The organism is Mycobacterium mantenii, assembly GCF_010731775.1.
GTDB classification, from domain to species: Bacteria; Actinomycetota; Actinomycetes; order Mycobacteriales; family Mycobacteriaceae; genus Mycobacterium; species Mycobacterium mantenii.
Genome location: NZ_AP022590.1, coordinates 1,905,682 through 1,919,194, shown reverse-complemented (window position 1 = coordinate 1,919,194; position 13,513 = coordinate 1,905,682). Strand labels below are relative to the sequence as shown.

The 13,513-nt window shown below is 67.6% G+C and carries 12 protein-coding genes and 1 pseudogene; 9 read left to right on the top strand and 4 right to left on the bottom strand.

Annotated elements, in window-relative coordinates:
- Positions 1-113 precede the first annotated feature (113 nt).
- The 7 genes from G6N50_RS08600 to G6N50_RS08570 all read left to right on the top strand — a co-directional run bounded on the left by G6N50_RS08600 (position 114) and on the right by G6N50_RS08570 (position 8,625).
- Positions 114-530: a DUF732 domain-containing protein gene (locus tag G6N50_RS08600; protein WP_083099156.1), complete on the top strand. Its 417-nt coding sequence runs from the start codon at positions 114-116 to the stop codon at positions 528-530.
- A gap of 126 nt (positions 531-656) precedes the next feature.
- Positions 657-1,997: a type I glutamate--ammonia ligase gene (gene glnA, locus G6N50_RS08595; RefSeq protein ID WP_083099154.1), complete on the top strand. Its 1,341-nt coding sequence runs from the start codon at positions 657-659 to the stop codon at positions 1,995-1,997.
- 72 nt (positions 1,998-2,069) lie between these two features.
- On the top strand, positions 2,070-5,066 hold the full coding sequence (locus tag G6N50_RS08590; protein ID WP_083099152.1) for a bifunctional [glutamine synthetase] adenylyltransferase/[glutamine synthetase]-adenylyl-L-tyrosine phosphorylase: 2,997 nt from the start codon (positions 2,070-2,072) through the stop codon (positions 5,064-5,066).
- Positions 5,063-5,707: a PaaI family thioesterase gene (locus tag G6N50_RS08585; protein WP_083099150.1), complete on the top strand. Its 645-nt coding sequence runs from the start codon at positions 5,063-5,065 to the stop codon at positions 5,705-5,707. Before G6N50_RS08590 ends, G6N50_RS08585 begins: the two co-directional genes overlap by 4 nt.
- Positions 5,704-6,564 (top strand): TIGR03619 family F420-dependent LLM class oxidoreductase, encoded by an 861-nt coding sequence (locus tag G6N50_RS08580; protein WP_083099148.1) that lies wholly within the window; start codon positions 5,704-5,706, stop codon positions 6,562-6,564. The genes G6N50_RS08585 and G6N50_RS08580 overlap by 4 nt, the downstream gene beginning before the upstream one ends.
- A 144-nt stretch (positions 6,565-6,708) precedes the next feature.
- Positions 6,709-8,073 (top strand): HNH endonuclease signature motif containing protein, encoded by a 1,365-nt coding sequence (locus G6N50_RS08575; protein ID WP_083099146.1) that lies wholly within the window; start codon positions 6,709-6,711, stop codon positions 8,071-8,073.
- 165 nt (positions 8,074-8,238) lie between these two features.
- Positions 8,239-8,625, top strand: coding sequence for a hypothetical protein (locus tag G6N50_RS08570; protein ID WP_083099144.1), 387 nt, complete (start codon positions 8,239-8,241; stop codon positions 8,623-8,625).
- Positions 8,626-8,727: 102 nt separating this feature from the next.
- On the opposite strand, the gene glnA (G6N50_RS08565) is transcribed toward G6N50_RS08570, so the two are convergent.
- The gene (gene glnA / locus G6N50_RS08565) at positions 8,728-10,164 is read right to left on the bottom strand and encodes a type I glutamate--ammonia ligase (protein WP_083099142.1); all 1,437 of its coding nucleotides are present in this window, start codon (positions 10,162-10,164) and stop codon (positions 8,728-8,730) included.
- Between the two features lie 244 nt (positions 10,165-10,408).
- Between glnA (G6N50_RS08565) and G6N50_RS08560 the strand changes: the two genes are divergently transcribed.
- Together G6N50_RS08560 and G6N50_RS30045 are read left to right on the top strand one after the other, a co-directional pair.
- Positions 10,409-10,831 (top strand): RDD family protein, encoded by a 423-nt coding sequence (locus tag G6N50_RS08560; protein WP_083099140.1) that lies wholly within the window; start codon positions 10,409-10,411, stop codon positions 10,829-10,831.
- Between the two features lie 19 nt (positions 10,832-10,850).
- A pseudogene (locus G6N50_RS30045) lies at positions 10,851-11,061 on the top strand (gamma-glutamyl-gamma-aminobutyrate hydrolase family protein); the annotation flags it as partial.
- On the opposite strand, the gene G6N50_RS08550 reads toward G6N50_RS30045, so the two are convergent.
- Genes G6N50_RS08550 through lipB form a run of 3 tightly spaced genes read right to left on the bottom strand, consistent with a single transcriptional unit; the run spans position 11,012 to position 13,439 of the window.
- Entirely contained in the window at positions 11,012-11,764 is a 753-nt protein-coding gene (locus G6N50_RS08550) for a DUF4191 domain-containing protein (protein WP_083099138.1), read from the bottom strand. The pseudogene G6N50_RS30045 and the gene G6N50_RS08550 overlap by 50 nt on opposite strands.
- Before the next feature lie 38 nt (positions 11,765-11,802).
- Positions 11,803-12,744, bottom strand: coding sequence for a lipoyl synthase (lipA, locus tag G6N50_RS08545; RefSeq protein WP_083099136.1), 942 nt, complete (start codon positions 12,742-12,744; stop codon positions 11,803-11,805).
- Complete coding sequence (lipB, locus tag G6N50_RS08540) at positions 12,741-13,439, bottom strand: lipoyl(octanoyl) transferase LipB (protein ID WP_083099134.1); 699 nt, start codon at positions 13,437-13,439, stop codon at positions 12,741-12,743. The genes lipA and lipB overlap by 4 nt, the downstream gene beginning before the upstream one ends.
- Between the last annotated feature and the right edge of the window lie 74 nt (positions 13,440-13,513).

Here is a 13,513-nt window from a genome sequence, read left to right as displayed (position 1 = left end):
CTCAGCTGCGGGTTCGCGCGAAAGCGCTGTGGTGATTCACGATGCCAACCGGTTACGATGTCGATCATTGCAGGCGCCAGCCACCTCCACTGTTACCGCTCGGTATCCATTAGATGAGATCTGCCGAGCAGGTGAGACGAAGAAACGAAAATTCTGCCGTGCGCATCCGAATCGCCCGCCTCGCAGAGGCTCTGGTCAACACTTCGCTGCTGCTTGCCGCCGCAGTTGTCTGCGCCGGCGGCGCGGGGGCCGACCCGAATCAGGACGCGCAGTTCGTGGCGCTGCTCGCACAGCAACAGATTCCGGCCACCGACAACGTGCCGGGGCTCGTCTATCGGGCCCGTGAGATTTGTGGCGAACTCGATCACGGCTCCTCGGTCCAGGCCGCCGTGGACGAGGAGGTGAACACGGCGTATAAGGAAAATCCGTCCCTGCGCATAGTGTCCGATCGCGTCACGCGCACCGCGGTCAAATTCGTCACCGCATCGGTGGACGTCTACTGCCCAAACCATCAGGGTGAGCTGCCGTAGCCCCGACCGCGTCCGTTAGCACCGCCCGGCCCCGCCGGCGCACGGGGTTGCGCCCGCAACCTTGGCAATGGTTCTGAGCGGGCATCGGTAACACAGAGTTAACAGCAGTTGCATACTGTTCGAGATATGGATCGACAGAAGGAATTCGTCCTCCGCACCCTCGAGGAACGAGACATCCGCTTCGTTCGGCTGTGGTTTACCGATGTGCTCGGTTTCCTCAAGTCGGTCGCCATCGCCCCGGCCGAGCTCGAAGGCGCCTTCGAGGAGGGCATCGGCTTCGACGGATCCTCGATCGAGGGCTTCTCGCGGGTTTCGGAATCCGACACCGTGGCCAACCCCGACCCGTCCACCTTCCAGGTGCTGCCGTGGGCCTCGGCCAACGGGCACCACCACTCGGCGCGGATGTTCTGCGACATCACCATGCCGGACGGATCGCCGTCCTGGGCGGACCCGCGGCACGTGCTGCGCCGCCAGCTGCAGAAGGCCAACGACCTGGGCTTCTCCTGCTACGTGCATCCCGAGATCGAATTCTTCCTGCTGAAGCCGGGCCCCGATGACGGGACGCCGCCCGTTCCCGTCGACAACGCCGGCTATTTCGACCAGGCGGTCCACGACTCCGCCTCGAACTTCCGCCGCCACGCGATCGAGGCCCTCGAATTCATGGGCATCTCGGTGGAGTTCAGCCACCACGAGGGCGCACCCGGCCAGCAGGAGATCGACCTGCGCTTCGCCGACGCCCTGTCGATGGCCGACAACGTGATGACGTTCCGCTACGTCATCAAGGAGGTCGCGATCGACAACGGCGCCCGCGCCACCTTCATGCCCAAGCCGTTCGGGCAGCATCCCGGCTCCGCGATGCACACCCACATGAGCCTGTTCGAGGGTGACGTCAACGCGTTCCACAGCCCCGACGACCCGCTGCAGCTCTCCGACGTGGGCAAGTCCTTCATCGCCGGGGTGCTCGAGCACGCCTCGGAGATCAGCGCGGTCACCAATCAATGGGTCAACTCCTACAAGCGACTGGTGGGAGGCGGCGAGGCGCCCACCGCCGCGTCGTGGGGTGCGGCCAATAGGTCCGCGCTGGTGCGGGTGCCCATGTACACGCCGCACAAGACGTCGTCCCGGCGCGTCGAGGTCCGCAGCCCCGACTCCGCGTGCAACCCGTACCTGACCTTCGCCGTGCTGCTGGCCGCCGGACTGCGCGGGGTGGAGAAGGGCTACGTGCTGGGACCGCAGGCCGAGGACAACGTGTGGGACCTGACCGCCGAGGAACGCATCGCGATGGGATATCGCGAGCTGCCGACGAGTCTGGACAGCGCGCTGCGCGCCATGGAGTCCTCCGAGCTGGTCGCGGAAACCTTGGGGGAGCACGTCTTTGACTTCTTCCTGCGCAATAAGCGCACGGAGTGGGCCAACTACCGCAGCCACGTCACCCCTTACGAGCTGAACACCTACCTGTCCCTGTAGGCCCCGGCAGGGCGTATCCCGTTTTCGGACCGCGCCGCTCGTGCCAGAACGGCGGCGGGTTGCGCTACGGTCGTGGTCGTGACCAGACCCGCGACGCAGCGCCCCAGGCTGCCCAGCGTCGGCCGGCTCGGGTTGGTCGATCCGCAAGCGGCCGAACGCATGGCGCAGCTGGGTTGGTACGACCACGACGACCAGGCCCACGTCGACCTGCTCTGGTCGCTGTCGCGCGCGGCCGATCCCGACGCCGCGCTGCTGGCCCTGGTTCGGCTGTCGGAAAACCCGGACGCCGGGTGGGATCAGCTCAACGCAGCCCTGCTCGCCGAGCGCCCCCTGCGCGGCCGGCTGTTCGGCGTGCTCGGCTCGTCACTGGCCCTGGGCGATCACCTGATCGCGCAGCCGCAGTCCTGGAAACTCTTGCGCGGCAACGTCACACTGCCCACCCACGACGCGCTGTGCGCGAAGTTCACCGAATGCGTCGACGAGGCGCTGGCGGCGCCCGGTTCGGCGATGGTGCGCCTTCGCACCCTCTACCGCGACCAGCTGCTGGTGCTGGCAGCGCTGGATCTGGCCGCGACGGTCGAGGACGAACCGGTGGTCCCGTTCACCGTGGTGGCGGCGCACCTGTCGGACCTGGCGGACGCCGCGCTGGCCGCCGCGCTGCGGGTGGCCGAGAACAGCGTGTGCGGTGACGGGACGCCGCCGCGGCTCGCGGTCATCGCGATGGGCAAATGCGGTGCCCGCGAACTGAACTACGTCAGCGACGTCGACGTCATCTTCGTCGGCGAGCAGGCCGACCCGGTCACCACCCGGGTGGCCAGCGAGATGATGCGGCTGGCCTCCGAAGCGTTCTTTCAGGTGGACGCCGGGCTGCGGCCGGAGGGCCGCAGCGGTGAGCTGGTCCGCACCGTCGAGTCGCACATCGCCTACTACCAGCGCTGGGCGAAGACCTGGGAATTCCAGGCGCTGCTCAAAGCCCGTGCGGCGGTGGGTGACGCGGAACTCGGACAGCGCTACGTCGACGCGCTGATGCCGATGGTCTGGGTCGCCTGCGAGCGTGAGGATTTCGTGGTCGAGGTGCAAGCCATGCGCCGCCGGGTCGAGCAGCTGGTGCCCGCCGAGGTTCGCGGCCGCGAGATCAAGCTCGGCAGCGGCGGATTGCGCGACGTGGAATTCGCCGTGCAGCTCCTGCAGCTGGTCCACGGACGCGGCGACGACTCGCTGCACGTGGCGTCGACGGTCGCCGCGCTGGCCGCGCTGGGCCAGGGCGGCTACATCGGGCGCGAGGACGCGGCCAACCTCACCGCCTCCTACGAGTTCCTCCGGCTGCTCGAGCACCGGTTGCAGCTGCAGCGCCTCAAGCGCACCCACCTGCTGCCCGAGGCAGACGACGAGGAAGCGGTGCGCTGGCTGGCGCGGGCCGCCCACATCCGGCCGGACGGACGCCACGACGCAGCGGGGGTGCTGCGCGAGGAGCTGCGGCACCAGAACCTGCGGGTGTCCCAGCTGCACGCCAAGCTCTTCTACCAGCCGCTGCTGGAATCGATCGGCCCGGCCGGGCTAGAGATTGCGCACGGCATGACGTCCGAAGCCGCCGAGCGCCAGCTGGCGGCGCTGGGCTACGAGGGCCCGCAGACCGCGCTGAAACACATGTCGGCCCTGGTCAACCTGAGCGGCCGGCGCGGCCGGGTGCAGTCGGTGCTGTTGCCCCGGCTGCTGAACTGGATGTCCTACACGCCCGACCCCGACGGCGGCCTGCTGGCCTACCGACGGCTGTCCGAGACGCTGTCCGGCGAAAGCTGGTATCTGGCCACGCTGCGCGACAAGCCCGCCGTGGCCCGCCGGCTGATGCATGTGCTGGGCACCTCGGCGTACGTGCCGGACCTGCTGATGCGCGCGCCGCGGGTGATTCAGGACTACAGCGACGGGCCGTCCGGCCCGAGGCTGCTCGAGAGCGAGCCCGCCACGGTGGCCCGCGCGCTGGTGGCCTCGGCCAGCCGCTACTCCGACCCGGTGCGGGCGATCGCCGCGGCGCGCACGCTGCGGCGCGGCGAGCTGGCCCGCATCGCGTCCGCCGATCTGCTCGGCATGCTCGAGGTCACCGACGTCTGCGGGGCGCTGACATCGGTGTGGGTGGCGGTGCTTCAGGCCGCGCTGGACGCGATGATCCGGGCGAATCTGCCCGAGGACGGCTCCGAAAAAGGAAAAGCGCCGGCCGCCATCGCCGTCATCGGCATGGGCCGGCTGGGTGGCGCCGAGTTGGGCTACGGGTCCGACGCCGACGTGATGTTCGTCTGCGAACCGGCCCACGGTGTTGAGGAGTCGGCGGCGATCCGGTGGTCGACGACGGTCGCCGAGCAGGTACGCACGCTGCTGGGTACGCCCAGCGTCGACCCGCCGCTGGAGGTCGACGCCAACCTGCGGCCCGAGGGCCGCCAGGGCCCGCTGGTGCGCACGCTGGGTGCCTACGCGGCCTACTACGAACAGTGGGCGCAGCCCTGGGAGATACAGGCGCTGCTGCGCGCGCACGCGGTGGCCGGGGACGCGGAGCTGGGCGAGCGGTTCTTGTTGGCGGCCGACAAGACGCGCTATCCGCCCGACGGGGTGTCCGCCGAGATGGTCCGCGAGATCCGCCGCATCAAGGCCCGCGTCGAGTCCGAACGGTTGCCGCGCGGCGCGGACCCCAACACGCACACGAAGCTGGGCCGCGGCGGACTGGCCGACGTCGAATGGACCGTGCAGTTGCTGCAACTGCGGCACGCACACGAGATTCCTGCACTGCACAACACGTCGACGCTTCAGTGCCTGGACGCGATCGCCGCGGCTGACCTGGTGCCCGCCGACGAGGTGGAGCTGCTGCGGCAGGCCTGGCTGACCGCCACCCGGGCCCGCAACGCGCTGGTTCTGGTCCGCGGCAAGCCCACCGACCAGCTGCCCGGCCCCGGACGTCAGCTCAACGCGGTCGCCGTGGCCGCGGGCTGGCCGACCGACGAGGGCGGGGAGTTCTTGGACAACTATCTACGGGTGACGCGACGCGCAAAAGTGGTGGTGCGCAAGGTGTTCGGAAGTTGAGTCAGGAGGCCGGCGCGTTGGACGCCATATTCGAGGTGCTCAGCGCGGCCGAGGCCGATCGCGTCACCGCGCTGTACGCTCCGCTGGCCGATGCGGTCCGCGAGCTCGTCGACGCCACCATCCGGACCGAGGCCGACGACGACGTCGTCGCCGAGGCCAGGCGGGCGATCGAGGCCGTCACCGCGTCGTTGCGGCAGCGCACCCGCCCGGTCGGGGTGAGCTACCGCGTCAACGGTCGCCCGCTGCCGTTGGGCAACGCCGCGATCGGCGTGTGCAACCCCATCGCTCCGCCGATCGTCGTGCACCACGAGGGCGACGGTCGCTGCTGGTGCGAGTTCGTGCTCGGCTCGGCCTACGAGGGTCCGCCCAAACTGGTGCACGGCGGCGTCAGCGCGCTGGTGCTCGACCACATGCTCGGCGAGGCCGCCAGCGAGGGGCTGTCGAAGGCGCGCTTCACCGGCACCATCACCGTCAAATACCTGCGCGGCACCCCGCTGGGCCCGCTGCGCTGCGAGGCGTGGGTCGACGGCAAGGAGGGCCGCAAAGTCTTTGCGCGCGGCACCATTTCGGATGCCGCCGGCGTCACCGTCGAGGCCGACGGCGTCTTCATCGAGCCGGCCTGGGCGCAGGAGGCGCAGTGAAGTTCTACATCAGCAGCGCCTTCCTGAACACCCGCGAGATCATCGAGCTGGCCAAGGCGGCCGACGAGCTCGGCTATGACGGGATCGGCATCCCCGACCACGTCGTCAATCTCGAGACCCTGGACACCCCCTACCCGTACACCAAAGACGGCGAACGGCGCTGGCAGCCGTTCACCGACTGGCCCGATCCCTGGGTGCTCGTGGGGGCGCTGGCTCAGGTCACCACGCGGTTGCGGTTCGTCAACACGGTCTACATCCCGGCCATGCGCAACCCGTACTCGGCGGCCAAAGCCATTGCCACCGCCGCGGTTCTGGCGTCGGGCCGGGTGGAACTGGGCATTGGCGTGGGCTGGTGCCGCGAGGAATTCGCTTTGATGGGTGAGCAATTCGAGGTCCGCGGCAAGCGCACCGACGAAATCATCGAACTGATGCGGGCGTTGTGGGCGCCGGGCTGGACGGAGTTCGAGGGCCAGTTCTATTCCGCGCCGCGGCTGGAGATGCAACCCACCCCGCCGCCGATACCCGTGTATGTCGGCGGCCTCAGCGATGTCGCGCTGCGCCGCGCCGCCCGCAACGACGGCTGGATTGGCGATTTGATCAAGACCGAGCGGGCCATCGACGCGGTCGGACGGCTGCGGGAGATGCGCGCCGAAAAGGGCTTGACAATGGACGATTTCACCATTCTGACGCCGCTCACCGACGCGTTCACGACGGCCGACTACCGGCGCGTCGAGGCCGCCGGCATCACCGGCATCATCACGATGCCGTGGATGTTCTACGCCGGGCCCGACGCCAGCCTGGACGACAAGATCGACGGCATGCAACGCTTCCGCAAGGACCTCGCGCTCGACGGCTAGCTCCCAGGCCGCTCCCGGGCCGCGACGCTTACCGGTTTGATCGCCCCGCGAGAGCCTCAGTTCCTCGTAATCCCTTGTTTCACTGTGGTTTCGCTGGCCTCAACGAAGGCATTCTTGTCGGTACCGGTTCGTAAAATTTGAGTTATGCGCGGAAGCAGTCGCGAGGAGATCGTCGAAGTCTTCGACGCGCTCGACACCGACCTAGAACGCTTGGGCGAGTTGTCGTTTGACGTGTTCACCACCCCGGAACGGTTACGGGCCTTGGAGCGCCTGGAACGCGTGGCGCGTCGGCTGCGTACACCTCAGCACGCCTTGATCAATCAGCTTGCGGCGCAAGCCGGCGAAGAAGAGTTGGGCGGCAAGCTGCGTTCGGCGCTGGCCGATAGGTTGCGTATCACCAAGGGCGAGGCTGGTCGGCGCATCGCCGAGGCCGAGCATCTAGGGCATCGACGGGCGCTCACCGGTGAGTCGTTGGCGCCGGTATTGCCTGCGACGGCGGCCGCCCAACGCGAGGGGCTCATCGGTGACCAGCATGTGAAGGTGATTCGCGGCTTCTTCGCCCACCTGCCCGTCGAGGTGGACCTGTTCACGCGGGAAGCGGCCGAATCCGATCTGGCCCACAAGGCCGGGAAGTATCGTCCCGACGAGTTGGCCAAATACGCTGAGCGGATCATGGATTGGCTCAACCCGGACGGGGAACTGAGCGACCAGGAGCGGGCCCGCAAGCGCGGGATCACCCTGGGTAAGCAGGAATTCGACGGCATGTCACGCATAAGCGGCATGGTGACCCCCGAGTTGCGGGCCGCAATCGAGGCCATGCTGGCCAAGCTGGCCGCCCCAGGGGCGTGCAATCCCGACGATGAGAGCCCCGTAGTTGATGGGACACCCGACGACGATGCGGTGCGTCGCGACAACCGATCCGAAGCTCAGCGCAACCACGACGGGTTCGTGGCCGGACTTCGCGGGCTGTTCGCCTCTGGCGAACTGGGCCAACACAACGGGCTGCCCGTGTCGATCGTCGTGACCACCACATTGAAGGATCTGGAATCGGGCGCCGGAAACGCGCTGACCGGTGGCGGCACCGTGGTCCCTATGTCGGATGTGATCCGCTGGGCCAGCCACGCTCACCACTACCTGGCGATTTTCGACCACGGCAAGGCGCTGGCGCTGCATCACACGAAGAGGCTGGCCTCTCCAGCACAGCGAATCATGTTGTACGCCAGAGATCGTGGGTGTACGAAGCCCGGCTGTGATGCCCCCGCTTACCACAGCCAGGTCCACCACGTCCAGGGCTGGGCGGCCACCCACCGCACCGACATCGACGACCTCACCCTGGCCTGCGGGGTTGACAACCGACTCGTCGAGAAGGGCTGGACCACTCGCACCAACGCCAGAGGTGAGACCGAATGGATACCCCCGGCGCACCTTGATCACGGGCAACCGAGAGTCAATACGTTTCATCACCCGGAAAAGCTCCTATGTGCCAGGGACGACGACGACCCTGTTTGATGTGGGCACGGTCTTCGATGTGCGGCCGTTGCGCCACAACAGTTTTGGTGTCCCATCAGGGCAAGGTGTCCGATCGCCCACCTATGACATGCCGCACCTACTCTGTGGCAAAAAGCAAGGCGGATTCGGCCCCAGGCGGCAGCGTGTCCGTGTTTTAATCGCCCAGTGGGGCAACCAGTTGACTACTACGCCGGCGAGCCCGAGCGATGGCTTGCGACGGTCGGCGACATCTCTTTCTCGCAGCATTGGGTAGCGACGCCAACCGGAACCTACCCAATAAAGGACACGATGTGGACTGTGGCCGACATGTCGCATTATTCGGAAAGCATCTCCACCGCGGGTGTTGTCCTCTGCATCATCTTCGTCTGGTTTTGCCTGTTGGGACTGCTTTTCCTGCTGATGAAGGATCGCAGGTACGTGGGCTATATCCAAGTCACCGTTCAGGGCAGCGGGTTCTTTCACTCGACACTGCTCCCAGCAGGCGGACCCCAGACGATGATAGGGGTTACTCAGCAGGTGAATTACGCGCGCACCCTGGCTGCTGCGGCCTAATCCGGCGGGTCGCGACAACGCTTCGGTGCTGAAGCGATAAAGATGAAACCACCCGCGCGGCGGTTGCCACGCGGGTGGTTTCATCAAGCCGACTTGACGTCCTTAGACGTCGTAGTACAGCGCGAACTCGTACGGGTGCGGCCGGATCTGGACCGGCAGGATCTCGTTCTCGCGCTTGAAGTTGATCCACGTCTCGATGAGGTCGGGCGTGAAAACGCCGCCCTCGGTGAGGTATTCGTGGTCTTCTTCCAGCCGGTCGATCACCGCGGACAGCTGCGTGGGCGCCTGCGGGATGTTGGCGGCCTCCTCGGGCGGCAGCTCGTAGAGGTCCTTGTCGACCGGCGCCTGCGGCTCGATCTTGTTCTTGATGCCGTCCAGGCCGGCCATCAGCATGGCCGAGAACGCCAGGTACGGGTTGCCCGACGAGTCGGGGCAACGGAACTCGAGCCGCTTGGCCTTCGGGTTGGTGCCGGTGATCGGGATGCGGACACACGCCGACCGGTTGCGCTGGCTGTAGACCAGGTTGATCGGGGCCTCGTAGCCGGGCACCAGGCGCTTGTAGGAGTTCACCGTGGGGTTGGTGAACGCCAGCAGCGACGGCGCGTGGTGCAGCAGGCCGCCGATGTAGTGGCGGGCGGTGTCCGACAGGCCGGCGTAGCCGGTCTCGTCGTACATCAGCGGGCTGCCGTCTTTCCACAGCGACTGGTGGGTGTGCATGCCGGAGCCGTTGTCGCCGAACAGCGGCTTGGGCATGAACGTGACGGTCTTGCCGTTGGCCCACGCGGTGTTCTTGACGATGTACTTGTAGAGCATCATGTCGTCGGCCGCGTGCAGCAGCGTGTTGAACTTGTAGTTGATCTCGGCCTGGCCGCCGGTGCCCACCTCGTGGTGGCCCTTCTCCAGGCTGAAGCCGGCCGTGATCAGGTTGGACAGCATCTTGTCGCGCAGGTCAACGTAGTGGTCGACGGGGGCGACGGGGAAGTAGCCGCCTTTGGGGCGCACCTTGTAGCCGCGGTTCGGGCTGCCGTCGAGCTCATTCGGTGAGCCGGTGTTCCACCAGCCCGAGATCGCGTCGATCTCGTAGAACGAGCCGTTGGTGCGCGAGTCGAAGCACACCGAGTCGAAGATGTAGAACTCGGCCTCGGCGCCGAAGTAGGCGGTGTCGGCCACGCCGGTGCTGATCAGGTAGTTCTCGGCCTTACGGGCGATGTTGCGCGGGTCGCGCGAGTACGGCTCGAGGGTGAAAGGGTCGTGCACGAAGAAGTTGAGGTTCAGCGTCTTGGCTTCGCGGAACAGGTCGATCTGCGCGGTCGACGGGTCGGGGAGGAGCAGCATGTCGGATTCGTGAATGGACTGGAATCCGCGAATCGACGAGCCGTCGAAAGCCAAGCCGTCCTCGAAGACGCTCTCGTCGAAGAACGAAATCGGGATTGTGAAGTGCTGCATGATGCCGGGCAGGTCACAGAACCGGACGTCGACAAATTCGACGTTTTCGTCCTTGGCGAGTTTGAAGACGTCGTCGGGCGTCGTTTCCGTCACAGAATGCTCCTTTACTTGGTGAGATCCGCGGCCTGACGCTATGGAGCAGATGTTGCCCGTCAGTCAACCCGATGTTGCGCGCACGTTACGTGACCATGCCACACGCAAAAAGTGGCCGCTCTCGCGGCGGGTTCTATTGTGGGGCCATGGATCGCAAGATCGTATCTTTTCTGGTGGCCGGGCGCACCGTCTGCCCTCCTCATGGGGCTGGGCACGCGGCGCATTCGGACTGCGGTCCGCGGCGATGATGGCAGAATCACGGTCGGCATATCCCGGTGAAAAGCTGGGGTTGCCGGAGAGTGGACCGGGTTCGCTGGCGCCGATGGGCCGCCGGCTGGCCGCGCTGATGATCGACTGGTTGATCTCGTACGGTCTGGCCGCCCTGGCCATGCGTTTCGGCCTGTTCTCCCAGCAGGCGCTGGCCACCGCGGTCCTGGTGATCTGGTTCGTGCTGGGCGTGGTGTTTCTGCGACTGTTCGGGTTCACCCCCGGCCAGCTGGCGCTGCGCCTGCAGGTGGTGACGGTGGACGGGCGTGGACCGGTCGGCCTGGGCCGGGCGGTGGTGCGTGGAGTGCTGGTCGGAACGGTCGTCCCGGCGCTGTTCACCGACTGGGACGGCCGCGGAATGCAGGATCGGCTGACCGCGACGGCCGTGGTGCGCCGCTGAGTCTGACGGCGGCGACCCGCTGCGCCCGGCTTCGCCGCGCTTGCGATCGCCGCTGAGTCTGACGGCGGCGACCCGCTGCGCCCGGCTTCGCCGCGCTTGCGATCGCCGCTGAGTCTGACGGCGGCGACCCGCTGCGCCCGGCTTCGCCGCGCTTGCGATCGCCGCTGAGTGTGACGGCGGCTACTTGCGGCGCACGGTGCGCTGCACACCGCGCATCTTGCCCGAGTTGGGCAGCGGCCCCTTGGGCATCACGGCGGTGCCGGCCCGCGACCCCAGCGCGGCCAACCGCGACTCCAGGGTGTCCATCTGCTTGACGGTGATGTTGGCCGGCAGGCGGGTGAGGTGGCGCTCCAGCTTGGCCAGCGACACCTCGTCCTCGCCGTTGCCCACGATGATGTCGTAGATCGGTACGTCGCCGATCAGGCGGGCGGTGCGCTTCTTCTCCTGCGCCAGCAGGGGCCGCACCCGCGTCGCCGCTCCCTCGCCGACCAGGATGACGCCGGGCCGGCCGATCACCCGATGCACGGCGTCGAAGTGGCCGGTCGCGGCGACCCCCGGGGTCACCCGCCACTTGCCGCGCAGGTTGTCCAAAGCCCATGCGGCGGCGCCGGTTTGGCCTTCGGCCTTGCGGTAGACCGACTTCTGCGCGCGACGGCCGAAGATGATGAAGGTGACCAAACCGCCCAGCAGCACGCCCAGCGGGATCAAGGTGAGCATGGTCAGGCCGCCGGCCCACACCCCGACCCCCACCGAGATGCCGACGATCAGCACGAAGGCGCCGATCATGTACGGCAGCAGCCGCTTGTCTTCCTGCCGCTGGATGTTGAACGCCTGCCACAGCTGGGCGCGGCGCTCCTTGGCCGCGGCCTTGCGGGCGGCCTGCGCCTGCGCTCTGGCGGCCTTGTTCTGCGCGGCGGTGCGGGGTTTAGCCATAATCAAAGAATACGTAGGACGGCGACGGGCGAACGCCGCTACCGTGCCCCGGCATCGTCGGCGCGGCTGCGGGCCGCTTGCTCGTAGAGCCGTCCCGCGCGGTAGGACGAGCGGACCAGCGGTCCGGCCAGCACCCCGGCGAAGCCGAGCTCCTCGGCGTGCTGTGCGAACTCGACGAATTCCTCCGGTTTCACCCAGCGCTCGACGGGGTGGTGACGTGCCGACGGGCGCAGGTATTGGGTGATGGTGATGATGTCGCAGCCGGCGTCATGCAGGTCGGCCAGGGCGGTAAGCACCTCGTCGGGGGTCTCGCCCATGCCGAGGATGAGGTTGCTCTTGGTGACCAGCCCAGCGTCGCGCGCCGAGGTCAGCACGTCCAGGCTGCGCCGGTAGGTGAAGGCGGGCCGGATCCGCTTGAAGATGCGCGGCACGGTTTCGACGTTGTGCGCCAACACTTCCGGGCGTGACTCGAACACCTCGGCAAGCCGGCTGGACTCGCCGTTGAAGTCGGGGATCAGCAGCTCGACGCCGGTCGCCGGGTTGAGTTCCTTGATGGCGCGCACCGTCTCGGCGTACAGCCAGGCCCCGCCGTCGGGCAGGTCGTCGCGGGCCACCCCGGTGACCGTGGCGTAGCGCAGTCCCATCGTGTGCACGCTGTCGGCGACCCGCCGGGGTTCGTCGCGGTCCAGTTCGGCGGGCTTTCCGGTGTCGATCTGGCAGAAGTCGCAGCGGCGGGTGCACTGGTCACCGCCGATCAGGAAGGTGGCCTCGCGATCCTCCCAGCATTCGAAGATGTTGGGGCACCCGGCCTCTTCGCAGACTGTGTGCAGTCCCTCCCGCCGGACCAGGCTCTTGAGCTGGGTGTACTCCGGACCCATCCGGGCCCGCACCCTGATCCACGGCGGTTTGCGCTCGATCGGGGTCTCGGCGTTGCGCACTTCCAGGCGCAGCAGCTTGCGTCCTTCCGGTGCGACAGTCACATCGCCGATGCTACGCGTGCGGCGGGGTAATCACGGACCGGCAGCACGCCGTCCAGGGCGTCGCACACCGCGTCCGCGACCGCGGTCCGGACATCCTCGACCGACACCGGGTGGCGCAGTTCGGCCGACAGCGAGGTCACCCCGGCGTCGCTGATGCCGCACGGCACGATCGCGTTGAAGGCGTCCAGGTCGCAGTCGCAGTTGAGGGCGAACCCATGCAGGGTGGTCGCGCGCGACACCCGGACGCCGATGGCGGCGACCTTGCGGTCCGGCCGGCTCTCGGTGCCCGGCACCCACACCCCTGATCGGCCCGACACCCGGGCCGCGTCCACGCCCAGATCGGCGCACACCTTGATCAGCGCTTCCTCCAGGCGTCGCACGTAGTTGACCACGTCGAGCGGTTCGGCCAGGCCGATGATCGGATACCCGACCAATTGGCCGGGCCCATGCCAGGTGATCTTGCCGCCACGGTCGGTGTCTATGACGGGGGTGCCATCCACCGGCCGTTCGTGCGGCTCGGTGCGCCGCCCCGCGGTGTAGACCGCGGGGTGCTCCAGCAGCAGCAGCGTGTCGTTGCCGCCGGCCACCCGGGCGTCGGCCAGATCGCGTTGCTGCTGCCAGGCCAGGCGGTAGTCGACGGTGCCGAGCTGGCGGACCTCGATCAGCGCCTGGCTGGTCCGGATGGATTCGATCACGTTCGCGACGGTACTCGGCGGGCGACCACGCCGCGACGGGGCGTCACGCTGGCGTGACGTTCGGCGGCATCTGC

Excerpts from the sequence above, each read along its gene's own strand:
- G6N50_RS08600 (WP_083099156.1), top strand. The coding sequence starts at position 114 with ATGAGATCTGCCGAGCAGGTGAGACGAAGAAACGAAAATTCTGCCGTG.
- glnA (WP_083099154.1), top strand. The coding sequence starts at position 657 with ATGGATCGACAGAAGGAATTCGTCCTCCGCACCCTCGAGGAACGAGAC.
- G6N50_RS08575 (WP_083099146.1), top strand. The coding sequence starts at position 6,709 with ATGCGCGGAAGCAGTCGCGAGGAGATCGTCGAAGTCTTCGACGCGCTC.
- G6N50_RS08560 (WP_083099140.1), top strand. The coding sequence starts at position 10,409 with ATGATGGCAGAATCACGGTCGGCATATCCCGGTGAAAAGCTGGGGTTG.
- G6N50_RS08550 (WP_083099138.1), bottom strand. The coding sequence starts at position 11,764 with ATGGCTAAACCCCGCACCGCCGCGCAGAACAAGGCCGCCAGAGCGCAG.